Raw genomic sequence first — 24,741 nt, forward strand, 5'->3', positions numbered from 1 at the left:
TTCTTAAAGGTACTTATTACGAGCACATATTGCCAAAAGCCAATCAATCCACCAACGGCAATGACTCAATATTTACTCAGCAGTGGGAGGCAATCAAAGGACTTTGGCATAAGTAGCTCTGGCATCAGTAATGTTAGTTTTGATAAAAGCAGCTTTGATAAAAATGGCTTTAGTAAAACTAATGACGAAGAATAAACGATAACGCTCTAGGGCCTGCCCTCATTTTAAAATGCAGATAGAAATGAGGTCATGCCCTAGTCAGACTTGGATAACTGCTGTAATTGCTCAATCAGCCAACGGTGTATACCACTGTGACTGGTACGTGGGTGCCATGCTGCTATCACCTTAAATGTGGGTGGCAGGGCCTTTGAGCTCTTTAACCCGACTGTTTGGCAATAAACGCGAGGGATAAAATGCAATCATATCGGTTGTATAGAGGATATCTGGCACTGCAGAAAAGCTAGGAACGGACATAACAATGTTTCGTTTAAGACCTTTTTCTGCAAACCACTGATCATGAGAACCACGTAAGTTAGCGCGTGAAGGTGACACCACCAGCTGCGAGTGTGCAGCAATTTGCGCCAGTGACAGCGGCTCTGTTGTAAAACTATTATCGCAACCAGTAATGCAAAAATGTTGTTCTTCAAGCAGCGTCACATAAGCCAAGTTATCAGGGATAAATTCTGGGAAAGTAATCAGCAGATCAAGCTCGCCTGCCGCAATAAGCTGATTGATATTGTCTGAGGCAAAATCACGTACGATTAACTTCAAATCAGGCGCGTCGCGGCGTGTTATATGAAACAACTGCGGTAATAATGCCTGCGTCGCATAGTCGGTCGCGCTAATCGTAAATACGCCTTTATAAGTCTGCGGCGAAAACATATCTGGCTCTAACAGTGCTTCTAACTGCTCTAATATACGACTAATGGGTTGCTGCATCGATAGCGCTTTGGGAGTTGCCACCATGCTATTGCCTTGACGAATAAACAAACGATCATCAAACAAATCACGCAGCTTACGTAATTGTTCGCTGATTGCCTGCTGTGTCAGCCCCATTTTGCGCGCGACTTGTGAGAGATTTTTTAGATCAGCATGTAGCACTCGCAACTGCTTGATATCAAGTCGGTTAATTCCATTCATAATATGTACCATTTATAATTGTATCTTAAACAACAAAATCCTGTTTCCGATTGTATCCATAAAACTCTATGCTTGCCAACCTTACTTACGCAGTAATAAAGCATCAAAACAAGCTCAATGGTTTAAACAATAACCCAATCTATTTGTTTTAAAAGAGAGTTTTATGGAACCATCTAATATCGATACCAGCCCATTATTTGCATCTGTCACACTTGGACCATATACGTTAAAAAACCGTATTGTCATGCCACCGTTGACACGCTCTCGCAGCACGCAACCGGACAATATTCCTAATGAATTAATGGCAAGCTACTATACACAGCGCGCCTCTGCAGGTTTTATGGTCACTGAAGGCACGCAAATTGAGCCAAGGGGTCAAGGTTATGCGTGGACGCCAGGCATACATTCGCATGCCCAAATCGAAGGCTGGAAAAAGGTCACTGAATCGGTACACGCAGCAGGTGGTATCATTTTCGCTCAGCTTTGGCATGTGGGTCGCGTGTCTCATACCAGCTTACAACCACAAGGCGCTCAGCCAATTGCACCATCAGCTATCACTGCTGACAATGTAAAAGTATTTATCGAAACAGCACCAGGTGAAGGCGCGTTAGCCGATCCTAGTGAGCCACGCGCACTCAGTACTGATGAAGTTAGTGAACTGGTCGCTATGTATGCGGCAGCCGCGCGCAATGCATTGGAGGCAGGTTTTGATGGCGTCGAGCTGCATTGTGCCAATGGCTATTTGGTGAATCAGTTCATCTCTGAGCATAGCAACACACGTGATGATCAATATGGCGGTTCATTGACCAATCGCTTGCGTTTCTTAAAAGAAATCGTGGCTGCCGTCAGTGAGGTGGTTGGCGCTGATCGCTTAGGCGTACGTTTTGCACCGCTGTTTGCTAGCACAGATGAAACTCGCGTGTATTTAGGGCTAGTGGAATCAGATCCACATCATACGTATATTGAAGCGATTAAAGTACTTGAACAAGCGGGTATCGCTTATTTATCTATTGCAGAAGCTGACTGGGACAATGCCCCTGATTTACCAGAGACTTTTTATCAAGCGGTCAGAGCGGAGTTTTCAGGACGTATTATCTATGCGGGTAAATACACGACGGAAAAATCGGTTCATATGCTAGCTAAAGGTTATGGCGACTTATTTGCTTTTGGTCGTCCCTTTATTGCTAATCCCGATTTACCTGAGCGCATCGCCAATCATTGGCCACTCAACGAGGCAGATCCTACCACGATGTATGGTGGCACCGAAATTGGCTATAATAACTATCCTTACTATCAAAACTCTTAATACAATAAGGCCATTCGTGGCCTTATTTTTTTGCTTATGAATAGGATATTTTTAATAGCTGATTCATATATATAGCCCTTATGATTCATCCGACTGATCAAATAACTCTTTGATAGGCTTGCTATGTATCTTTGAGCTATTGAACAGCGACTTATTACCAGTATCCGCTTCTGTCCAAAAATTAATATTGAATTGGGCATCATCACTTAATTCTACGCGGTGCCAATATTGAGGCGGACTGACAGCGAACTGCCCTGCTTTAATAACAATGGTTTTTTCAGGTTCAGTGGCGGCTTCATCAGCAAAGCCATAAAAGGTAACCGTGCCTTGCATGACACAAATTTGGCCGTTACACCCTCTGCTGTATTGTGATGAGTCAACAAGGCTTTTGGGACTTTATCTTTAGTAAAAAAGTGGGTCGAACGCTTTATTTTCCAATGGCTGGGTATGACGGGGTTTGAGGCGACAGTATGACTCATGGTAACTCCTTGGCTAATTTGATGGGTGTATCCAATCCTTTTTAACAGCTTACTTGAGAATAAAATTTTATTGATAAACGAGAAAAGCACGCACAGTAATGGTTATTACTATAGCGCATCATATTTTCAAATGTATTGCTATCCTCATATCATCTTAGTTAACCATCAATAATAGGATATTAAAGCCACTTTTTAATCCCCATTAAGTAGTATGTGAAATGACATTCATACTGCTTTCGCCTAATGGTTAGCGAGCTTACTTATTGCTACATTAACTCCATCTAAACTATCCAGTTCGACGGTGGAGAATACTTGTCATGCATGCAAAAGAGCTACTTGAGGTTGAACGCCGTGATATAAGAGCGCTCCACTATACGTGGATTGCTTTTTTTCTGACCTTTTATGTCTGGTTCAATATGGCACCACTAGCCACTTCTATGCTAGAGGCCGAAAGCTACTTAACTTCTGAACATATCAAATTTTTCTCATTGCCAATGTTGCTTTGACCATTCCAGGGCGAGTGGTGGTCGGTATGGCATTGGATCGCTTCGGTCCGCGTCGCGTGTTTTCCATACTGATGGTCGTCATGGCGATACCGACATGGTTCTTCGCGTTTGGTGATTCCGCGATGCAGCTGTTCGTCGCTCGCCTATTTATGTCTATCGTGGGCGCAGGGTTCGTCGTTGGCATTCACATGACTGCCCTTTGGTTTAAGCCAAAAGACATTGGCTTTGCCGAAGGATTTTATGCAGGCTGGGGTATTTTGGTTAGCTGCCGCAGCGATTACCATTCCCACGGTTGCGCTACAGTTCTTTGGTGGTGATGACGGTTGGCGCTGGGCAATTGCATTATCTGGCTTACTGATGGCCGCTTACGGGGTAGCCTACTGGTTTTTGATCACCGATGGTCCTACACAAGATACCCATAAAAAAGCACGTAAGGCGGGTGCTTTAGAGGTATCGAGTTGGAGAGATTTATTATTATATTGTCTATTTATTATTCCTTTATATGGCGTATTGGGTGTATTGGTTTATCGCACTAAAAACATGGGATTCCTGAGCGAAACAGGCGCTTGGGGGTTTTATACTCTCATCGCTGTGGTGGTTATTTATCAAATTTATAAAGCCATCAGTGTCAACGTACCGCTGCTCAAAGCGGGTATTCCTGAGGATGACAAATACCCCTTTACCTCTGTTGCTGCCCTAAATGTCACCTACTTTGCTAACTTTGGCGCAGAGCTGGCGGTCGTCTCTATGCTACCGATGTTCTTTGCCGCAACGTGGAAGCTCGACCCTACCGTCGCAGGCTTAGTCGCATCGACCTTTGCTTTTGTTAACTTATGGGCGCGACCACTTGGCGGCTATATCTCTGACAAGGTTGGCAATCGTCGCTTGGTGATGTTGGTATACATGTTCGGTATCGGTATCGGCTTTGGATTGATGGGATTGCTGAATGCAGAGTGGCCATTGTTTATCGCGGTCGTCTTTACGATTCTATGCTCAGTCTTTGTGCAAGGAGCAGAAGGTGCAACTTTTGGTATTATCCCCTCAATTAAGCGGCGCTTAACGGGTCAAATTTCTGGTATGGCGGGGCTTATGGCAACGTTGGCGCTGTGTTCTATCTATTTATATTTACCTTGGTCGAACCAAATCAGTTCTTTTTATCATTGCGATAGGTGCATTTATCGCTTGGGTACTTTGTTTCTTTTGGTTAAAAGAGCCTGAAGATGCCTTTGGTGACGAATACAAGATGTCCTCGGTCGATCGTCAAATTGCCGCTGAAGAAGGCTAATTTGATTAGCTTATAAAATAAAAAAGCCACCCAGAATCACTGCTCGGTGGCTTTTTTTGACTGATATAGAGAGCTATCCACACATGTAATAGGAGTTATTCAGATGACCCATGATTTTTTTATAAAAAGTAATGCTTTCAAAAGTAGCGATTTCAAAAAGTAACGCTTTCAAAAACAACTACTTCGATAAATAACCATTTTGACAAACGACTACTTTGATAAATGATTCACGGTCCATACTGCTGCCTCTACCCGTGTGCGTAGTCCGGTTTTGTTCAAAATATGCTTAACATGCACTTTACTGTGGATTCTGCGATATCCAGTTTGTTGGCGATCATTTTATTACTTAAGCCTTCAGCAATCATTTGAATCACTTGCAACTCTCTAGTAGTGAGATTGCCAGCGATATCTTCAATGCTTGGTGTACGTAATGTTTGCGCCAATTGAGGCCAAATTGGGACTAATACCACTCACCGCGCAACACTTTTCTAATATCGACGATGATTAACTCAGGCTCCATGTCTTTTAGCAAATATCCGTCCACCCCTAATTTCAATGCTTCTTGTACGTCTTCTCCGCTGTCAGAAACTGTAAATAGCAAGGTAGCCACGTCAATATTTCTGGCTTTGATTTCTCTTAAGGTTTCGATACCAGTCAACACTGGCATTTTATGATCTAGAATGACCAGATCGACCGGATTGTTTGCCAAAAAATCCAACGCTTCTTGTCCGTTATTCGCCTCACCAACGACGGTTACATCACTTTCGAGACTGAGCAGTTCTGCGACACCGCGGCGCAGCATAGGATGGTCATCGACCAATAGTAGCCGAGCCGGAGAAGCAGACGTATAAACTTAGTAGTCATAAAAACTCACAAATTGAAAAATGCTACAAAAAACAATGCAGTGGTTAAGAGCGTTTATTAAGCCGATTCACTTAGTTTTGCTCAGCCATATAATCCGTAAAGAAACTGGGTACAAACCTGACGATGACACTGGTACCTGCGGGCACATTATTAGAGATGATCAAATCACCGCCTAATTTATAGGCACGCTCTTTCATAATCATTAAACCATGATGCTGGGTCTGATTGACAGTCCCTGATATGCCGATGCCGTCATCATTGACCATCATCGCTACATAATTACTTTCATCATCATAAACCAAATCGATAGTGACGCTGTTAGCATGGGCATGGCGACTGATATTCGACAGCGCCTCCCTTATAATTTGAATGAGATGCACTTGTTCGGTTGCCGTTAGATTCAAGGATAGGATTTGATTGTTGACCTTTATGTCAAACTGCCCTTTTACAGCAAACTCATCAGCCGCCTCATACAAAGCTTCATCAAAATTGCCGCTATCAATCGTCAAGCGAAAAGTCGTCAATAAGTCTCGCAGCTCATGATAAGCAGAGCTCAGACCCATTTTATTTGACTGATATGTTGCCCAACCTTGATTTGACTTTGCTCATCAAATACCACCAGCCCACTGTCTTTATCAGCAGACAGTTGCAGATGTTTTTCGAGCACGCTGACTTGTATTTTTAGATAGGACAATGACTGTGCTAAAGAATCATGCAACTCCCTAGCAATGGTCGAGCGCTCTTCAAGTAAAATAAGCTGATGGTCTTGCTGCCTTTGTCTGCGTAGCGATAAGGCGGTGCTGACGAGATTGGTCAGCACAACGATCAATTCATTATTTTTAGCAATTAAGTAACTACTATCCACCTCTACTACTTTGATGCGTGTTGAATCTTCCTCGCTTTTTTTCTTATCTTCTGCATAAGCTTTATGGTCATTAAGACAGATTTTGGTCTGACCTTTAGCTCACCAAATTCTATATCTTGATGAATAATCGGAAACGTTTTGGTATAAACGTCTTCTTTAATAGAGCAGCTATCACAAGTGAGTTTGGTACATAGCTCCTTCATCCTATCATCGTGCAGGGCTATAGAGTTTTTATTGGTTAGAATATTGCTTTGGATACACAGCGTAAAATCTAAATATGGGAATATACACCCAAAGCCAGTAATCAATTCATCAAGCCGATGTAAGCTCACAGGACTACTGGTCAATTGCTTTGAGAAATCATAAAACAACGATAAGGCTTGGTTGGCTTTTACCAGATGCTGAGTCTTTGTCTGTACCTCACTCTCAAGTGAGCGCTGATACCTCTCAATAGTACTGGCCATACCGTTAAAAGAATTGCCAAGCGCTTCAAATTCTCTATAACCGCTGATAGACACTCTCGTATCATATTTGCCTTCTTTAAACGCCCGATTGGCTTTAATGAGTTGTTGAATAGGCATTAGCACTGAGTTCTGTAATCTCCGTACGCCTATCAGCATAATAATCATGCTCAGTATCAGTGATAGTATTTGTAGGTTTTGCTGCCATGTCTGACGCTGCTCATTTCTATCCTGTAACGCGCCAACAAAACGATTGACATCGTCAATATACTTGGTTGAATCACTATAAAAGCCTTGCTTGTCTTGTGCCAACAATGCTGGTTTTAAATCACGAAACCATTGTGATTTTATCTGGCTCCATTGATCACTGATCGCCTTATCTCTGTTGGCACTGGTCAGTTGATACGCTTGTAATTTGTTGAGACGACTCTCCATGTCTTCAACCAGTATGTCTATTTTTTCAGACTCACTTTTATTGGAGAAATCCAGTCTGTCTTGCTTTTCTACCTGCGGCGCATTGTCACTATCTAAGCCATCTTGTTTGATATTTAGGCTTGAGCTAAAGGGATGGTTATCCGCAAAGTCAGTCGCTAGCTGAAAGCTAATACGATACGTTGCCATGCGTATCGAGCCTGCGGTATTAATCGCCTCAGCATCAGACTTTGCGACCCAAGCGAGCGCACCGCTGCCTATCGCTGACATCAAAAACAAAGTAGCGATGATCGTAATAGCAATCCAAGTATGAAGGAACAAACTGCCGTCGTAGATTAGACATGATTAATAGCGCTCCCATCAAACACTTTCTGCACAAAAGATTTGAGATCTTAAAATTGAACGTCGCAAAAGCAAAAAACATACAGCATAAAAAATACTACAGCGCACTTATCCGTCCATCGACAAGCAAAACCTTAGTGATAAACCTACCCGCAATATACCCCTTTTAGTCATCAGTATACCACTATGTATGAATACTCTTCATCGGGATAACACAGTACCGTGAGTTATCATTTTTTGATAGAGCAAGTGATTCATAGCGCTCATAAGCCAGTACGGCGGCTCTTTGTTATCAACATTAACAAGAGTAAGCGCTACGGTTTACTGTAAGTTTAGACAGCCATTTGATGATAAAAAATACTGAACATAACTAGGCATAGCTGATACTAAGTGAGGAATAACATGGGCAATAATTACAACTTCAAAGGTGGTAAGCTCATCACTGACTGGCGACCTGAAGTAGAAGAATTTTGGGAAGGAGGCGGCAAAAAAGTCGCGCGTAGAAATTTATGGATATCCATTCCATCGTTGCTATTGGCATTTGCAGTATGGATGGTATGGAGTGCCGTCATCGTCCGTCTGCCAGAGATTGGTTTTGATTTTGATGATGGGCAGTTGTTTTGGCTCGCCGCGCTGCCCGGACTATCAGGGGCAACGCTGCGAATTTTTTATTCTTTTATGGTGCCTATCTTTGGTGGGCGACGTTGGACAGCGATATCTACCTTATCCCTGTTAATTCCAGCATTATGGATGGGCTTTGCGGTTCAGAACCCTGATACGCCATTTATGATATTTGCCATCATTGCCCTACTTTGTGGCTTCGGTGGTGGTAACTTTGCCTCCTCCATGTCCAATATCTCATTCTTCTTTCCAAAAGCAGAACAGGGCACTGCTCTTGGGCTAAACGCGGGTTTGGGTAACCTTGGCGTGTCGGTGATGCAGTTCGTTGTACCGATGATTATATTAGTAGCAGCCTTTGGTAGCTTAGGCGGCGACCCACAAGTCTCTGCAAGTGGTCAGCTGTTTTATCTACAAAATGCAGGCTTTATTTGGGTACCCTTTATTCTGCTATTTTCAGCACTGGCATGGTTTGGCATGAACGATATTGCTACTGCTAAAGCTTCCTTTAAAGACCAATCCGTTATCTTTAAACGCAAACATAACTGGATCATGTGTATCCTATATATGGCGACCTTTGGCTCGTTCATTGGCTTTTCAGCCGCGTTTCCGATGCTGATTAAAAACTCATTTCCCGCCATTGATGCACTTAAGTTTGCCTTCTTGGGTCCTTTAGTTGGTGCGCTATTTCGCCCCTTAGGTGGCTGGATATCTGACAAAACCAGTGGCGCAAAAGTGACTTTTTGGAACTATATCGTGATGGTATTGGCGGTATTGGCGGTGATGTATTTCCTGCCTAGCGAGACTCATGAGGGCAGCTTTGTCGGATACTTCATCTCCTTTATGGTGCTATTTATTACCACAGGTATCGGTAACGGCTCTACCTTTACCATGATTCCCGTTATCTTCAGAACCTTTCATGAACGCCTTGAACCTCAAAAAGCAGGTACAGAGGACTTGTTTGTCGAAATACGTAAAGAATCAGCAGCAGTGGTTGGCTTCACGTCAGCGATAGCGGCCTATGGCGCATTCTTTGTCCCAAAAATGTTTGGTTCAGGACTGGGTGTTGATGGTACTTTTATCGCTTAATTGTCTTTTTGTTCTCGTGGTACATGGTGGTATTACAGTCGCCGCCTAATGCTGAGATTCCTGCTAAAGTAGCCTTGTATAAATCATCCTCTAAAAACAGATTTTTAAATTAAAAACATCGCTCTTTATAGTGCTACTTGCCAGCGTAAGTAGCACTTTTTTTATTTTTACCAATCCATATTTTGCTTATAAATAAGCCCAACTCATAAATACTTAACGATTTTTTAAGCAAATTTTATCATTTACCGCTACTACTAAGGTGGTAGTGCTCTGCTCATGTTAGCGGATAGCAAGAGGGCGATGGCTTACTTAAAATAATACCATCGAAAAACATTTACAGCTTGGGCAAAGGGTTGTTTTTACCACGCCATTCAGCTTTAGATACCCCATAGGCAATAATACAGAGGATAGCGAAATGAGCCATTTACTCGACCAATTCCGTTTTTTTAAACGTAAAAAGGGCGAATTCTCCGATGGGCATGGTGAGACGCGCGATGAGTCTCGTGACTGGGAAAATGTGTATCGTAGCCGTTGGCAGTATGACAAAGTCGTGCGTTCAACGCATGGGGTCAACTGTACCGGCTCTTGCTCATGGAAAATTTACGTAAAAAACGGCTTGGTCACGTGGGAGACGCAGCAAACTGACTATCCTGAAACCCGTCCAGACTTACCAAACCACGAACCGCGTGGCTGTCCTCGTGGCGCAAGTTATAGCTGGTACATGTATTCAGCGAACCGTGTGAAATATCCAAAGGTACGTAAACCGCTTCTAAAATTATGGCGTGAAGCCAAAGCGCAGTATCCTGATCCTGTCGATGCGTGGGGCAGCATTGTCCAAGACCCTATCAAAGCAGAACAGTATAAATCCAAGCGCGGTTTGGGCGGTTTTATTCGCTCAACGTGGGCAGAAGTCAATGAAATTATCGCCGCTAGTAATGTCTATACCGCCAAAACTTTTGGTCCTGACCGTATCGTTGGTTTCTCTCCGATTCCTGCGATGTCGATGGTCAGTTACGCCGCCGGTAGTCGCTATTTATCACTTATCGGCGGTGTTTGCTTGTCATTCTATGACTGGTATTGTGACCTGCCACCAGCGTCGCCAATGGTTTGGGGCGAGCAAACCGACGTGCCAGAATCAGCCGATTGGTATAACTCTGATTATTTATTGCCTGGGGTTCAAACGTCCCGCAAACACGTACACCAGACGCGCATTTCTTTACCGAAGTTCGTTATAAAGGCACTAAGACCGTCTCTATTACCCCCGACTATGCGGAAGTTTCTAAACTTACTGACTTATGGCTCAATCCTAAACAAGGTACTGACGCAGCGGTTGCGCAAGCATTCTGTCATGTGATTATCAAAGAGTTTTATCTTAAGCAGCCAAGTGATTATTTCTTAGATTACGCCAAGCGCTACACTGACTTACCTGTCCTCGTCATGCTAGAAGGTGAAGAAGGCGCGCGCCATGCAGGTCGCTATCTGCGTGCTTCTGACTTAATTGATAATTTAGGTCAAGAAAACAATCCAGAATGGAAAACCATCGGTCTAAATAGTAATGGCGAGCTGGTTTCCCCACTCGGCTCTATCGGTTATCGTTGGGGCGAAAAAGGCAAATGGAATCTTGAGCAAAAGAATGGTACGACAGGCGCAGATATTGACCTCACACTGACGTTAAAAGATAGCAATGAGACCTGCATAGTCGGCTTTGATTACTTTGGTCATGTGTCACACCCACACTTCACCTCTGTACCGGGCGAAGCAATACAGCAAAAAACTGTCCCTTGTAAAACCATTACCCTTGCCGATGGCAGCACCGCTATCGTTGCGACCGTCTTTGATCTAACCGTTGCCAACTTGGGCGTGGATAATGGTGTTGGCGGCGAACACGTCACCGACGACTATGACGATGCAAGCGTACCGGGCACACCTGCTTGGCAAGAAGTCATCACCGGTTTGAGCCGTGAGCGCGTCATTCAAGTCGCGCGTGAATTCGCTGAAAATGCCCATAAGACTCATGGTAAATCGATGATTATCATCGGCGCGGGTATGAACCACTGGTATCACCTAGACATGAACTATCGCGGCGTGATTAACATGCTGATGCTTTGCGGTTGTATCGGTAAATCTGGCGGCGGCTGGGCACATTATGTTGGTCAAGAAAAACTGCGCCCTCAAACGGGTTGGTTGCCATTGGCCTTTGCGCTTGATTGGCATCGTCCACCGCGTCATATGAACGGCACGAGCTTCTTTTACAATCACAGCTCACAGTGGCGTCACGAAACCATTTCTGCCCATGAGATACTCTCGCCTCTCGTCGATAAAAAGTTCTTCCCTGAGCATATGCTTGATTACAACATTCAAGCAGAGCGTGCAGGCTGGTTGCCTTCAGCGCCGCAATTAAACCGCAATCCACTGACCATCGCTGCCAAAGCCAAGGAAAGCGGCAAAGGCGTGGAAGAGTATGTTGTCGATTCTCTCGAAGATGGCAGCTTACGCTTTGCTTGTGAATCACCTGATAACCCAGCCAACTTCCCTCGCAACATGTTTATCTGGCGCTCAAACCTATTGGGCTCATCAGGCAAAGGTCATGAATATATGCTGCATTATTTCTTGGGCACCAAAACGGCTTGCTCAATAAAGAAAATGCAGAAGGTCACCTGCAACCAAAAGAAGTCGATTGGGTAGAAAAAGGCCCAACTGGTAAATTAGACTTGGTTGTCACATTAGACTTCCGTATGTCTTCTACCTGTTTGTATTCTGACATCGTGCTACCGACTGCAACTTGGTACGAAAAAGATGACATGAATACCTCAGACATGCATCCATTCATTCACCCATTAACCGCCGCAACCGACCCTGCGTGGGAATCTAAGACCGATTGGGAAATTTATAAAGGCATTGCCAAGAGCTTCTCTGAAGTATCAAAAGGTCATTTAGGTGTTGAAACTGACGTTGTCACCTTGCCAATGCAACATGACACCCCGGGTGAATTAGCACAGCCATTTGGTGGCACTGACTGGAAAACGGCTGGCGAAAAACCTGTACCGGGTAAAAACTGCCCAATGATTAAAGTGGTTGAGCGTGACTATCCGAGCACTTATAAAAAGTTCACTTCTATGGGTCCTGCCTTAGAAAAACTGGGCAATGGCTCAAAAGGCTTGAATTGGGACATGAAAACCGAGGTCAAACAGCTGGGGGATTTAAACCACCGCGTGACTGAAACGGGTATCTCTGAAGGCAGACCACGCCTCGATACAGCCATCAATGCTTCTGAGATGATTTTGATGCTCGCGCCTGAGACCAATGGTCATGTCGCCGTAAAAGGATGGAGCGCGCTCTCTGAATTTACTGGTCGCGACCATACTCATCTTGCCAAATCTAGCGAGCACGAAAAAATCCGCTTTAAAGACATCGTCGCACAGCCGCGTAAAATCATCTCAAGCCCGACATGGTCAGGTATTGAGTCAGATCAGGTCAGTTATAACGCGGGTTATACCAACGTCCATGAGCTGATTCCATGGCGTACGATTACTGGTCGTCAGCAGTTTTATCAAGACCATCCTTGGATGCAGGCGTTTGGTGAGCAAATGCAGCAGTATCGTCCACCTATCGATACCAAGACCACTGAGCTGCTCAAAGACGCTAAACCAAATGGCAATAAAGAGATTGTACTGAACTTCTTAACACCGCACCAAAAATGGGGCATCCACAGTACCTACTCTGAAAACTTGCTGATGCTGACCCTAAGTCGCGGTGGACCTTGTGTCTGGATGTCAGAAGTCGATGCGCAAAAAGCCGGCATCGTCGATAACGATTGGATTGAGCTGTTCAATGCCAATGGGGCAATCACTGCCCGTGCTATCGTTAGCCAGCGGGTCAAAGAAGGCATGACCATGATGTATCACGCCCAAGAAAAACTGGTCAATATTCCCGGTTCTGAGCAAACAGGCACGCGCGGCGGTATCCATAATTCGGTCACTCGGACGATTTTGAAACCGACGCATATGATTGGCAGCTATGCCCAGCAGTCTTATGGCTTTAACTATTATGGCACCGTCGGTTGTAACCGTGATGAATTTGTCGTGATTCGTAAAATGTCAAAAATCGACTGGCTAGAAGACAAACCCGATAACGAATTGCCACGTCCGTTACCAACCAGCATTGAAGGGTAAAGCTGTTTCTTCTATCGAAAAAATATCCTGATTTCAGGATATCTAGGAAGAACATAAAGCTGCTTTTTTACTATTATTTGGAGCACAGATCCATGAAAATTCGTTCGCAAGTCGGCATGGTGCTTAACCTTGATAAATGTATCGGTTGTCACACCTGCTCAGTCACCTGTAAAAACGTCTGGACCAGCCGTGAAGGTATGGATATGCGTGTTTAACAACGTTGAATCAAAACCCGGTATCGGCTATCCCAAAGAGTGGGAGAACCAAACCAAATGGAAAGGCGGTTGGATACGCAATGCCAATGGCACTATCAATCCGCGTATCGGTGGTAAGTTCAGAGTACTCGCCAATATCTTTGCTAACCCTGACCTGCCAGAGATTGATGATTATTACGAGCCGTTTGATTTCGATTATCAGCATCTGCATACCGCACCTATCAGTAATCATCAACCTATCGCCCGCCCGCGCTCAGCCATCACTGGCAAGCGGATGCAAAAGATTGAATGGGGTCCTAACTGGGAAGAAATCCTCGGCTCAGAGTTTGAAAAACGTCGCAAAGATAAGAACTTTGACAACATTCAAGCGGAGATTTATGGCGAGTACGAAAACACCTTTATGATGTATTTGCCACGTCTGTGCGAGCATTGCTTGAACCCAACTTGCGTGGCGTCATGCCCAAGTGGGGCGATTTATAAGCGTGAAGAAGACGGCATTGTCTTGATTGACCAAGAAAAATGTCGCGGCTGGCGCATGTGTATCTCAGGCTGCCCGTATAAAAAGATTTACTACAACTGGAAGTCGGGGAAATCTGAAAAATGTATCTTCTGTTATCCCCGTATCGAAGCCGGCTTGCCGACCGTTTGTTCAGAAACCTGTTGGTCGTATCCGCTACTTGGGCGTACTGCTTTATGATGCTGACAAAATCGCTGAAGCAGCAAGCACCCCTAACGAGCAAGACCTTTATCAAGCACAGTTAGACGTATTTTTAGATCCAAATGACCCTGCTGTTATAGCCCAAGCATTAAAAGACGGTGTACCGCAATCGGTCATTGATTCAGCCCAGCGCTCACCAGTTTATAAGCTAGCGATGGATTGGAAGCTTGCGCTACCGCTACACCCTGAATACCGCACGCTACCGATGGTTTGGTATGTACCGCCATTATCACCGATTCAAAATGCTGCTGAAGCAGGCAAAGTCGGTATGGATGGTCTCATTCCAGATGTCGACAGTTTACGTATTCCACTGCGCTATTTAGCAAACATGCTTACCGCAGGCGATGAAGAGCCAGTACGTTTGGCATTGAAGCGCCTACTTGCTATGCGTAGCTACAAGCGTATGCAATTGGTTGAAAAACAAGAAGTCCAAAGTATCTTGGATGATGTGGGTTTGACCAAGCTGCAAGTGGGAGATGTATCGCTATCGCTATTGCTAACTACGAAGATCGCTTTGTGATTCCAACGGCGCATCGTGAAGAAGCATTGAGTGATGCATTCGCTGAGCGTAATGGTTGCGGATTCACCTTTGGCGAAGGCTGTTCAGGACATTCGGACAATAGCATGTTTGGACAACGCAAAACCAATCGCCGCGATTTCATCGATACTGTCCAGAAGTGGGAGTCATAAGATGCAAACTACTCAACTTAATAACAGCACTTCAGTGCATGAGCCAATTACCCAACCAACCATCGGCCATTCAGACTTAAAACTACTCAAGGTACTCAGTCTACTTATCGATTATCCAAGTAATGAGCTGTTTCTCGGCGATACGCTTGCCGATTGCACAGAGATTGTCGCCAAATCAACACTAATTAGCCCTGAAGTACGTGCGCAAATCATCGACTTGATTGAAGATTTAATCGATACCGGCTCTCTTGAGGCGCAAGCGCGTTATGACGGTCTGTTTGAGCGTGGTCGTTCTTTATCACTATGGTTTGAACATGTACATGGCGAATCGCGCGACCGTGGTCAAGCGATGGTCGATTTGATGGGTCAGTATCAAGAAGCAGGCTTTGAGATTAGCGTGAAAGAGCTGCCTGATTATCTGCCTTTATATCTCGAATTTTTAGCGTATCAAGCAACCATTATCGAAGACGATATTCAAATTCGTATGGATATCGCTGATGTTAGCCATATCCTCGCTTTGCTTGCCGCCAGATTAGAAGGTCGCGGTAGCTTGTATAAAGGCTGCTTTAATGCGCTATTGCAAATCGCTGGTAAACCGCTCGATATCGTTGAAGAGTACCAAGAAAAATCAGCAAAGAGAAGCGTGATGACAGCTTTGAAGCATTAGATAAAGAATGGGAAGAAGAAGTAGTGACGTTTTTAGATGCGCAACAAGAAGAGCGCTGCCCGTCACAAACAAGTACCCAAAATCTTGCAGCAAAAGCTGGTATAAAAAATGCCTCTGCTGCTAATGCAGTCGATGCTCCAGTGCACTGGGTAGATTTTAAAACCAACCAACGGTTTAAATCATATAAAGGAGAAAGGACAGAATATCGCAGATCCTAGTGTGCAGTCTTTAGCCACCTAAATGGCTACAATTTTCCTTTTTGGCGTTTATCCGTATGTGGCATTGACCATCGCTATTATTGGTACTTGGGTACGTTTTGATTTATCTCAGTATTCATGGAAGACAGGCTCGACGCAGATGCTCAGAAGCAAAAACATGCGCCTTGCCAGCAACTTATTCCACGTTGGCATTATCGTGGTGCTCCTCGGTCATTTATTTGGAATGTTGACGCCGCATTTTCTCTATGACAGATTTATCAGCGCCGGACATAAGCAGATTTTAGCAGTGGTCGTTGGGGGTATCGCAGGCGTGTTTTGTTGGTTTGGCTTAGTCATGCTCATGTGGCGACGCTTTACCGATGACCGTATCTCAAACACCTCATCGTTCTCAGACAAGCTAGTACTGGTGCTGTTATTTATCCAGCTGAACTTGGGTCTGCTGTCCATCTTTACGTCAGTGAAGCATTTAGATGGCTACACCATGATGAATTTGGCAGGCTGGGCACAGGACATCACAATTTTAAGACCTTTGCAGGCAGCGGCGCGCATTGAGCAAACTGACTTAATTTATCAGCTGCATATGGCGCTAGGCATCACCCTGATTGCGATATTTCCGTTTACACGGCTTATTCATATCATCAGCGCGCCAATTTGGTATTTCGGCCGTCGCTATCAAATTGTCAGACAAAAGAACTCTCAGTAAGGCTGTAGAGCAGTATCTAAATGGAATGGCATTTTTAACCCTACCCTCACCTAGATACTGCTCTTTACCCTACCTTTAACGATGAATCAACACGCCCTATATTTTAGAATTTCTATTACCAGAATCCTTAGTGGAGCAAAGCCATGACTGTCAGTACCTACAATCCAGCCGACCATGCGACCAACCAAAACGCTCATGTGCACAGTGGTAAACATCACAGCCATGATAATGACAATCACAGTCACAGTCATGCCGATCACACTCCTACTGGTCGCGGTGATGATATTCTTAGAGTAATGCCAACCTTGTCTGATTTGCAAAAACCGCATTCTGACCAAGAGTTCATCGAAAAAGCAATGGCAGAAGAGCGCAGTAACCATAAAAACCTGATTGCCTCTAGCCGTGATGAGCTGCCTTCAGTGACGGTCAATGGGGTGATGATAGATAGAACCAATATCGCCCAAGAGCTGCAATATCATCCAGCAGAAAACAAAGAAGACGCCGTCTTTTTAGCGACGCAAGCACTGGTTGTGCGCGAATTACTGAGATTGGCGGTTTTAGATGAGCCAAGCCTTGGTGAAGCGGCATGGGAAAACGACGAAGAGCAAGCCATTTCTACTTTAATAGACAAAAACGTTCAAGCAACGATGCCAGATATGGCAACTTGTGAGCGCTATTATAAGCAGAATATGACTGACTTTAAAACTGATCCCATCATGACTGTACGCCATATTTTATGGCATGCCCGCCTGAAGATGGCGATGAGCGCTTAAAACTTAAAAAGACCGCGTATGAGTTTATCGAACAAATCAAAAATAACGCCAATCCTGATGCAGAATTTATCCAGTTGGCACGCCAGCATTCGGCTTGCCCTTCAAAAGAGCAAGGCGGCGAACTGGGTGTGATTAGCAAAGGTCAAACCGTACCAGAATTTGAAGGTGTATTATTTAAGCTCAATAAAGGACTTGCGCCCAGCCCCATCGAAAGCCGTTACGGTTTTCACATCGTTGAGGTGCTCAATAAAGAACCTGGGATACAGATGACTTATGAGCAAGTCAGCCCTGCGATCCATAATAAATTGAGCCAACAAGCCTTTCACCAATCATTATGCGATTACCTGTTTACCTTAGCGCATGAAGCTGATATTCAAGGTATCGAGATGACACTTGAGCAAGAGAATATCTTCCGTGGCTAAGCAGTCCGCTGTCGGTCACTTAATTCTTATGTTATAAAGTAGCTGCTATGGTATAAAGGTTCTTAAGACATTACCTACCTCTTATGCTATGTGTCGTTCAATATCAATAACACAGTTCAATATTAATAAAATGAGTAGACGTTTATGATTACGGTTGCAGGACTTATCTCTGAAATACAGCAGCGCATAGAAACTTATAATACTAACGACTATCCGCTACACAAAAGAGTGGTCGAAAGCTACGACTTATTAGACAGCCGTCATCATATATTGGCAGAAGATATTGTCTCGCCTTTTGCAATACCAAGACAAAATCTATCGGCGATGGATGGTTATGCGATCGCTAAAGACAGCATACTCTCGGCAGACAGCACGATTGATATCGTGGGTGAATCACAAGCAGGCAGTCCTTATAGTGGCGACATCACAGCAGGACAAGGGGTGCGTATTTTTACTGGTGCGGTCGTTCCTGATAGCTGCGATACGGTCATCATGCAAGAAAATACCAACTTTGCCGCCATAAAAGACCGCATTGATAAATCGCAGCCCTATGCCATTACTCTCAGTCAAGACGCTAAGCATGATGATAATATCCGTAAGCAAGGCGAAGAAGTTGAAACTGGCGAAGCGGTTTTTTAAAGGGTAAACGCCTAAATCCTGCTGATATTAGCTTATTGGCTAATTTGGGCTTTGGTCAAGTGACGGTCTATCAGCCTTTAACCGTTGGTGTACTCGCAACCGGTGATGAGCTAGTGGCCATTGGCAATGAGCTGACGAGTTTGGCGCAAATCTATAACTCGAACACGCCTACCCTAAAAAGCTTACTCGCTGATTTGCCGGTGACTATTCGTGATTATGGCATTATCCCAGATGACTTAGATAAAACCACCGCCGCCGTAACCCAAGCCATGCAAGAGTGTGACGTCCTTATCTCTACGGCTGGTGTATCGGTTGGCGACTATGATTTTTTAACCACGGTTATTGAGCAGCTTGGGCAGATTAACCACTATAAAGTCGCGATGAAACCCGGTAAGCCATTTGTCTTTGGCGAGCTGACTAAAAATCTTGCCAAGCCAGTGCTATATTTTGGCTTGCCCGGCAATCCTCTATCGACCATCGTTGGTAGCCTACAATTTGTCATTCCAGCCTTGTGGCAAATGGTAGGCGCTGCGCCACAAGAGCGACCCATGCAGTTAAGCCTAACCGCAACGCTTAAAAATGATGTCAAAAAATCAGCGGGACGGATGGATTTTCAAAGAGGCATATTATCCCAAAACGAACCTGGCGATTTCCAAGTTGAAAGCTTTACCAAGCAACAATCGCACCGTATCAAACAACTAAGCCACGCCAATTGCTTTATTGTATTGGCACAAGATTCTGGCAATGTAGCCGCTGGTAAAACCGTAAAAGTGCAACCTTTCCCTTGGTTGCATCGCTGAATAATAGCTAAAAAACAGCTAAATAATTGAATCATTAATAACAGTATAGCTAAAAATGCATGGCTAATCAAGGGTGTAAAGAGTTACACAGTTAATAACTCTTTATACTGTTGATTAGCCATGAATCATGAGAAACTGCTTGTGGCGTATGTTGATTTTAAAAATCATAACCAAGTAGCATCTACTACTTTAGTGGTAGTTTTTGGGTCACTTACGGTGAATGGTTATTTGCTAGCAAGCTGTCATAATCGTGTTTAAATAGAACTTCCCACTCACAACCTGAGGCAACGCCTAAAAGTACACACTATACTTAATATTAATGGTAATCATCTATGAACCATCTTGCCCCTACCCTAGGTAATGCGCAATTGTATGCGCCTGCCGCTGCACCCGTTATTTTTGATGGTGACTCATCATCGAACGTTGCATCGAAAACTGCTAGCACGTCGACGTATTTTCCGGTCACGCTCTCTCAACCATTAACCGATGGTTTCGCACGACGTCTCACCTACTTACGTCTATCGATTACTGATTTCTGTAATTTTCGCTGTGAATATTGCCTGCCCAATGGCTATCAAGGCAAACCACCACAAAACGAGCTTAGCGTCACTGAAATTGCCACGTTAATCCGCGGATTTGCCGAAGTTGGTACTAAAAAAGTCAGGATTACAGGCGGTGAACCCTCTATACGCCGTGATGTGGTCGATATTATTAAAACCATCAAAACACCAAAGGCATTGAGACCGTTGCCATGACCAGTAATGGTTATAAACTTGGTAAGCACTTAGCCAGCTGGCAAGCGGCTGGACTGAATCAGCTTAATATCAGTATGGACAGCTTTGATGCCGCAACCTTCCATAAAATGACTGGCTTTGATATGTTGCCTCAGCTCTTGGCTGATATGGATACCTTACTTGCGACCACAGATATTAAGCTAAAAATAAACAGTATTTTAATGGCTGAAACCGCCTTTGAAAATCTGATGAATGCCATAGACTATGTCAAAGATAGAGCGGTCACTTATCGCTTTATTGAATTTATGCAGACCAGAGATAATAGCGATTTATTTTTTGCGCAGCATGCACAGTCCGATATTATTACCAATTACTTATTAAAAAATGGCTGGCAAACTCATATACGTGGCAGCAACGATGGACCAGCGATAGAATACAGCCATCCAGATTATAAAGGTCGTATCGGTATGATTGCCCCTTACGCTGCTCATTTTTGTGATAGCTGCAATCGCTTACGGGTTAGCAGTCAAGGCAAAGTACATTTATGCCTATTTGACCAAGGTAATTACGATATTCGTCAGCATCTAGCACACGATGATGTCGCAGGACTTGTTAATACCCTCCATAGCTTTATGCCAATCAAACCTGAACATCATCATCTTCATGAATCTAATAGCGGCATGATGAATAATTTGTCGATGATTGGTGGATAAAATCAATAATGTATCAATAATAAAAACTTTTATTTCCATAACAAGCGTATTTATTAAGGATTATTCATGAGTAAGCTGCAAGCACCCTTTACCCCACTTAATATCGCCATCTTAACGGTTTCTGATAGTCGTACTCTTGCAGAAGATACCTCAGGGCAGTATTTAGTTGACCAACTGACCACCGCAGGGCACCAACTGGCGGATCGTCAGTTAATTATCGATGATATTTATAAAATTAGAGCCGTCATCAGCGGTTGGATTGCCGACCCAAATGTGCACGCTATTATCACCACTGGCGGTACTGGCTTTTATATCCGCGACAGCATGCCAGAAGCGGTCGCGTATTATTTGATAAATCGGTCGATGGTTTTGGTGAGATGTTCCGCTTAATCTCAAAAGACGATATCGGCATGTCTACCATCCAATCTCGCGCTGTGGCTGGCATGGCAAATGGCACGGGCATTTTTTGCTTACCCGGCTCATCAGGCGCTTGCCGCACTGCGTGGGAAGGTATCTTACAAGAGCAGCTCGATAGCCGCACGCGTCCTTGTAATTTTGTCCCGCACTTTATGCGCACCAATCCAGGTCACGATTAATTCATGCTTGAAGTTGCGGATAGCTTAATAAAGATAGATAAATGCAATCTCTTAGCAGGTATCGTAATTTTGGCGGGCGGTGCGTCCAAACGTATGGGATCGCCAAAAGCTGAGCTTATCTTGCCAACAGGTGAGCGTTTGCTTGATTACCATGTTAGAAAAGCGCTTGAATTGAGTGCTGCGATCATAAGCAATCTACCTATCATGATTGCGGATAATGGACGCGGCTTTAGCATCAATCCAGATTTGATTAAGAATTCGCCATCGCCGGTCTTTCATATTACTGATTATCTATCTGCTAACGATCTTTCTAACAAGATTCTGTCAAGCAATGATGATAAGCCGATTGAAACAGGTGGCGCGTTGGTAGCGATTGAAGCAGCGCTGCAATCATTAAAGAGTTTGGTAAGTTCAAACCAATTAACAAAAGACGCAAGCTGGCAGCAATCTTGGTTGATGGTTATCAGCTGTGACAGCTTAATTCCTGTCACCGATTTATGGCAAAAACTGCAACCTTATATGACGAAAAATCCTGATAAAACTGTTATTTGCCTGACCGATGACAGTCATTTATATCCATTGTTAGGTTTATATCGTTTAAGTATTGAGCCTGATTTAAAGGATTATATTGACGATGGACAGCGGCAAGTGATGAAGTTTATTAAACCGATTGTGCAGCCCGTCCCTTTTGCAAAAAACTGGCAGTATTTGACCAATTTCAATACGCCTAAAGATTTTGAGCATGCCTATTTAGCTTTAAACGACTTACAAACTAAACGACTTATAAAAAGGTTTATTGAGAGAAACTAGCTTTCAGAAAAACTGACCATTTAAGAGAAATAAAAATGAATAGCGACCAAGTGAACAACAATAATAAAAACAATCAATCTGGCTTATCCCATTTAGACAGCGACGGTGATATTACCATGGTCGATGTGAGTGGCAAAACGGCTAGCACCAGAGAAGCACATGCAAGCGGACAAGTGGTTTTTCCTGCAGACATTTATACGCAAATCAAAGCCGCTGACGGCATGACCAAAAAAGGTAGCATCACTCAGACTGCTCATATTGCCGGTATCATGGCAGCCAAACGCACCCACGACTTGATTCCACTTTGCCATCCTTTGCCCTTAGATAAAATTAGCTTAAGCTTTGCATACGATGATGACCAAAACAGTCTCACTGTGACTGCTACCGTCAAAGTTACTCATAAAACTGGGGTAGAAATGGAAGCATTAACCGCCGTCAGTGTCGCTTGCTTAACCATTTATGATATGACCAAAGCCATCTCGCATGACATTGTGATTGATAATATCCATCTCATGAAAAAAACCGGCGGTAAGTCCGACTATCAACATGCTTAAATTGGCTTTATGAATACCATCTACAAAAAGCTTAGTAATGAATAAATAATGGAGATTTCTATGAGCACTTTAGTAGAAAGCAATACAAATTCAGAGATAGATGCCTTGATGAATATTAACGTTATATTTTGCCAGCTTAGCCGATGAAGCCAATTGCCATGAAGAAAAATCAAGGTGCCACAGTCGACTTCACTAACAGAGCTATACGAGCAGCTGCGCCAAAAGCATCGCTTTAGTCGCCCGCAGTCAGAGCTGCGCGTGGCGGTAAATGACTATTTTGCCAAGTGGACCGATGAGATTTATGACGGCGATAGCGTGGTTTTTATCACGCCGGTTGCTGGTGGTTAATTTAAAATAGCTTTTTATTAACCTATTCCTTTATCTTCCTTTATAAATCTACTTTTTATGAGCGCCGTGACTTTACGCGATGCTTCAAAGTTAAAAACCTCGTTATACAATATTGTTAAATAATAGGCAGAAGAAATGACAGACAATGTACATGGGCAGTCGATGAGCATCAAGCGTAGCATCGATGAGCGTATCTCATCGCTGAACGTGATGGTTTTGCACTTTTAGATACCGATATTGATGAAAGTCGGCTTAAAAGCATACTTGATAATGACAGCTGCGGCGCGTTTGTCTGCTTTGAAGGACGGGTACGCAATCACAATAATGCCAGTAGCGTCAATCGTTTGACCTATTATGGTTATGAAGACCTTGCCATCAATCAAGGTCGCGCCATTATTGAAGAAGCCAAAAAGCGCTTTGAGATTACCCATGCCATTGCCATCCATCGTATCGGTGCATTAGAGATTGGTGATGTCGCTATTTGGGTTGGCGTCGTCTCAGCGCATCGCTATCCTGCCTTTGATGCTTGTCGCTGGATATTGGATACTATTAAAGCCGACATTCCAGTTTGGAAGCAAGAATATTACCAAGATGATTCCTCTAAATGGCTTAGTAATAATGGGTAATAATGCGCTTCAAATGACTACTCAAAGCGATAGCTAACCTTTAGCAATAACAGTGAGCGACACTGGAGAGCAATAATAAGAAGGTTTTTATAATAATGATTAAAATGATAACCATATCATCAGCTTGCTTAGTGTTAACGCTAACCGCTTGTAGCAAAGAGCAAACCGCTGAGCTTGTTCAATCGGACGCCAACAATGCCACTGAGCAGAGTCAAACACTGCGCATCGCAGCGGCTGCCAACTTATCAGATGTATTGCCTGAGATTATTGCGGGTTATAAAATGGATAAGAATTTGCCTGCACAAGCGATTGACGTGACTTATGCCTCTTCAGGTAAGTTATATGCGCAGATTACCTCTGGCGCACCTTACGATATTTTTATCCGCCAATCAAGAATTTCCTGCCAAGCTTGCCAAAGAAAAACTAGATAACGCAAAATCTGCTGACGAAGCAACCCACGAGCCCTTTACTTATACCCAAGGTCAGCTGGCACTTTATAGTGTTAACAAATCCCTTAAAGGACTCAATACGACTACTTTAAATGCATTATTGATGTCTGAATCTGATAGCAAAATCACCATTGCCAATCCAGAACTCGCCCCTTATGGCAAGTCGGCACAAGCGTACCTGCAATCACAAAATATCTTTGACACTCTCACTGAGCAAAGTCGCATTATTCAAGCTGAAAATATCGGGCAAGCGTTTCAATATGCGCACACTGGCAATGTCGATTATGGCTTTGTCGCTCAATCACAACTGACAGCGATTAAAGCCACGCCTGAGCAGTTCTATACGTTAGCGCCAGAGTCTTACCCCCCTATTTTGCAAGACGGGTTGGTGATTAGTGAGACTGCTGCCGCGACCGATTTTTCAAACTATCTGCGCTCGCCTGCTGGACAGCAGTATTTTTCTGACGCAGGTTATCTCGCTATAGAGTAAGACAACTTTGATAAAAA

Annotated in this window: 16 protein-coding genes and 9 pseudogenes; 18 read left to right on the forward strand and 7 right to left on the reverse strand. The window is 43.9% G+C overall.

The annotated features are described in order from the left end of the window. Positions 1–345: 345 nt before the first annotated feature. Positions 346–1,140, reverse strand: a complete 795-nt coding sequence (locus G7Y90_RS16250) for a LysR family transcriptional regulator (RefSeq protein WP_250162926.1) — start codon at positions 1,138–1,140, stop codon at positions 346–348. A 178-nt stretch (positions 1,141–1,318) separates the two neighbouring features. Between G7Y90_RS16250 and G7Y90_RS16255 the strand changes: the two genes are divergently transcribed. After that, complete coding sequence (locus tag G7Y90_RS16255) at positions 1,319–2,446, forward strand: alkene reductase (RefSeq protein ID WP_250164022.1); 1,128 nt, start codon at positions 1,319–1,321, stop codon at positions 2,444–2,446. 78 nt (positions 2,447–2,524) lie between these two features. Here the strand turns inward: G7Y90_RS16255 and G7Y90_RS19360 are convergent. Continuing rightward, positions 2,525–2,925 (reverse strand): annotated as a pseudogene (locus G7Y90_RS19360) (TehB family protein). Positions 2,926–3,427: 502 nt separating this feature from the next. On the opposite strand from G7Y90_RS19360, the gene G7Y90_RS16270 reads away from it, so the two are divergent. Then, a complete protein-coding gene (locus tag G7Y90_RS16270) occupies positions 3,428–3,748 on the forward strand; it encodes an MFS transporter (protein ID WP_250162928.1) in 321 nt (106 codons plus the stop codon). Further along, positions 3,672–4,649 carry an MFS transporter gene (locus G7Y90_RS16275; RefSeq protein WP_250162929.1) on the forward strand — a complete coding sequence of 326 codons (978 nt, stop codon included), beginning with the start codon at positions 3,672–3,674 and terminating at the stop codon, positions 4,647–4,649. Before G7Y90_RS16270 ends, G7Y90_RS16275 begins: the two co-directional genes overlap by 77 nt. A gap of 342 nt (positions 4,650–4,991) precedes the next feature. Here the strand turns inward: G7Y90_RS16275 and G7Y90_RS19365 are convergent, their stop codons facing one another. The 5 genes from G7Y90_RS19365 to G7Y90_RS16295 form a co-directional block, all read right to left on the reverse strand. After that, entirely contained in the window at positions 4,992–5,159 is a 168-nt protein-coding gene (locus tag G7Y90_RS19365; RefSeq protein WP_502937374.1) for a LuxR C-terminal-related transcriptional regulator, read from the reverse strand. Positions 5,160–5,176: 17 nt separating this feature from the next. Continuing rightward, positions 5,177–5,536: a response regulator gene (locus G7Y90_RS19370; RefSeq protein WP_502937375.1), complete on the reverse strand. Its 360-nt coding sequence runs from the start codon at positions 5,534–5,536 to the stop codon at positions 5,177–5,179. A 115-nt stretch (positions 5,537–5,651) separates the two neighbouring features. Beyond that, positions 5,652–6,143 carry an ATP-binding protein gene (locus G7Y90_RS16285; RefSeq protein WP_250162930.1) on the reverse strand — a complete coding sequence of 164 codons (492 nt, stop codon included), beginning with the start codon at positions 6,141–6,143 and terminating at the stop codon, positions 5,652–5,654. Then, positions 6,134–6,445: a histidine kinase gene (locus G7Y90_RS16290; RefSeq protein ID WP_250162931.1), complete on the reverse strand. Its 312-nt coding sequence runs from the start codon at positions 6,443–6,445 to the stop codon at positions 6,134–6,136. The genes G7Y90_RS16285 and G7Y90_RS16290 overlap by 10 nt, the downstream gene beginning before the upstream one ends. Before the next feature lie 5 nt (positions 6,446–6,450). Next, the gene (locus G7Y90_RS16295; RefSeq protein WP_250162932.1) at positions 6,451–7,659 is read right to left on the reverse strand and encodes a type IV pili methyl-accepting chemotaxis transducer N-terminal domain-containing protein; all 1,209 of its coding nucleotides are present in this window, start codon (positions 7,657–7,659) and stop codon (positions 6,451–6,453) included. A gap of 423 nt (positions 7,660–8,082) precedes the next feature. Here G7Y90_RS16295 and G7Y90_RS16300 point away from each other — a divergent pair, with 423 nt between their 5' ends. The 15 genes and pseudogenes from G7Y90_RS16300 to modA all read left to right on the forward strand — a co-directional run bounded on the left by G7Y90_RS16300 (position 8,083) and on the right by modA (position 24,724). Further along, positions 8,083–9,387 carry a NarK family nitrate/nitrite MFS transporter gene (locus G7Y90_RS16300; protein ID WP_284143770.1) on the forward strand — a complete coding sequence of 435 codons (1,305 nt, stop codon included), beginning with the start codon at positions 8,083–8,085 and terminating at the stop codon, positions 9,385–9,387. A 415-nt stretch (positions 9,388–9,802) separates the two neighbouring features. Next, a pseudogene (locus tag G7Y90_RS18675) lies at positions 9,803–13,559 on the forward strand (nitrate reductase subunit alpha). A 92-nt stretch (positions 13,560–13,651) separates the two neighbouring features. Continuing rightward, positions 13,652–15,182: pseudogene (gene narH, locus G7Y90_RS16310) on the forward strand (nitrate reductase subunit beta). Position 15,183: 1 nt separating this feature from the next. Then, positions 15,184–16,067: pseudogene (narJ, locus tag G7Y90_RS16315) on the forward strand (nitrate reductase molybdenum cofactor assembly chaperone). A gap of 22 nt (positions 16,068–16,089) precedes the next feature. Further along, positions 16,090–16,770 (forward strand): respiratory nitrate reductase subunit gamma, encoded by a 681-nt coding sequence (narI, locus tag G7Y90_RS16320; protein WP_250162933.1) that lies wholly within the window; start codon positions 16,090–16,092, stop codon positions 16,768–16,770. 143 nt (positions 16,771–16,913) lie between these two features. Further along, positions 16,914–17,543, forward strand: coding sequence for a hypothetical protein (locus tag G7Y90_RS16325; RefSeq protein ID WP_250162934.1), 630 nt, complete (start codon positions 16,914–16,916; stop codon positions 17,541–17,543). Next, the gene (locus tag G7Y90_RS16330) at positions 17,507–17,965 is read left to right on the forward strand and encodes a peptidylprolyl isomerase (protein WP_250162935.1); all 459 of its coding nucleotides are present in this window, start codon (positions 17,507–17,509) and stop codon (positions 17,963–17,965) included. The genes G7Y90_RS16325 and G7Y90_RS16330 overlap by 37 nt, the downstream gene beginning before the upstream one ends. A gap of 144 nt (positions 17,966–18,109) precedes the next feature. Then, positions 18,110–19,404: pseudogene (locus G7Y90_RS16335) on the forward strand (molybdopterin molybdotransferase MoeA). Positions 19,405–19,736: 332 nt separating this feature from the next. Beyond that, positions 19,737–20,851: pseudogene (gene moaA / locus G7Y90_RS16340) on the forward strand (GTP 3',8-cyclase MoaA). A gap of 66 nt (positions 20,852–20,917) precedes the next feature. Continuing rightward, positions 20,918–21,447: pseudogene (moaB, locus tag G7Y90_RS16345) on the forward strand (molybdenum cofactor biosynthesis protein B). Positions 21,448–21,450: 3 nt separating this feature from the next. Next, a complete protein-coding gene (gene mobA, locus G7Y90_RS16350) occupies positions 21,451–22,257 on the forward strand; it encodes a molybdenum cofactor guanylyltransferase (RefSeq protein ID WP_201540007.1) in 807 nt (268 codons plus the stop codon). A 35-nt stretch (positions 22,258–22,292) separates the two neighbouring features. Then, positions 22,293–22,811: a cyclic pyranopterin monophosphate synthase MoaC gene (gene moaC / locus G7Y90_RS16355; RefSeq protein ID WP_250162936.1), complete on the forward strand. Its 519-nt coding sequence runs from the start codon at positions 22,293–22,295 to the stop codon at positions 22,809–22,811. A gap of 174 nt (positions 22,812–22,985) precedes the next feature. After that, positions 22,986–23,159 (forward strand): MoaD/ThiS family protein, encoded by a 174-nt coding sequence (locus tag G7Y90_RS16360; RefSeq protein ID WP_250162937.1) that lies wholly within the window; start codon positions 22,986–22,988, stop codon positions 23,157–23,159. A gap of 135 nt (positions 23,160–23,294) precedes the next feature. Next, positions 23,295–23,785, forward strand: a pseudogene (locus G7Y90_RS16365) (molybdenum cofactor biosynthesis protein MoaE). 104 nt (positions 23,786–23,889) lie between these two features. Next, a pseudogene (gene modA / locus G7Y90_RS16370) lies at positions 23,890–24,724 on the forward strand (molybdate ABC transporter substrate-binding protein). The last annotated feature ends 17 nt before the right edge of the window (positions 24,725–24,741 follow it).

This window comes from Psychrobacter sp. WY6, assembly GCF_018448495.1.
Lineage (GTDB): Bacteria > Pseudomonadota > Gammaproteobacteria > Pseudomonadales > Moraxellaceae > Psychrobacter.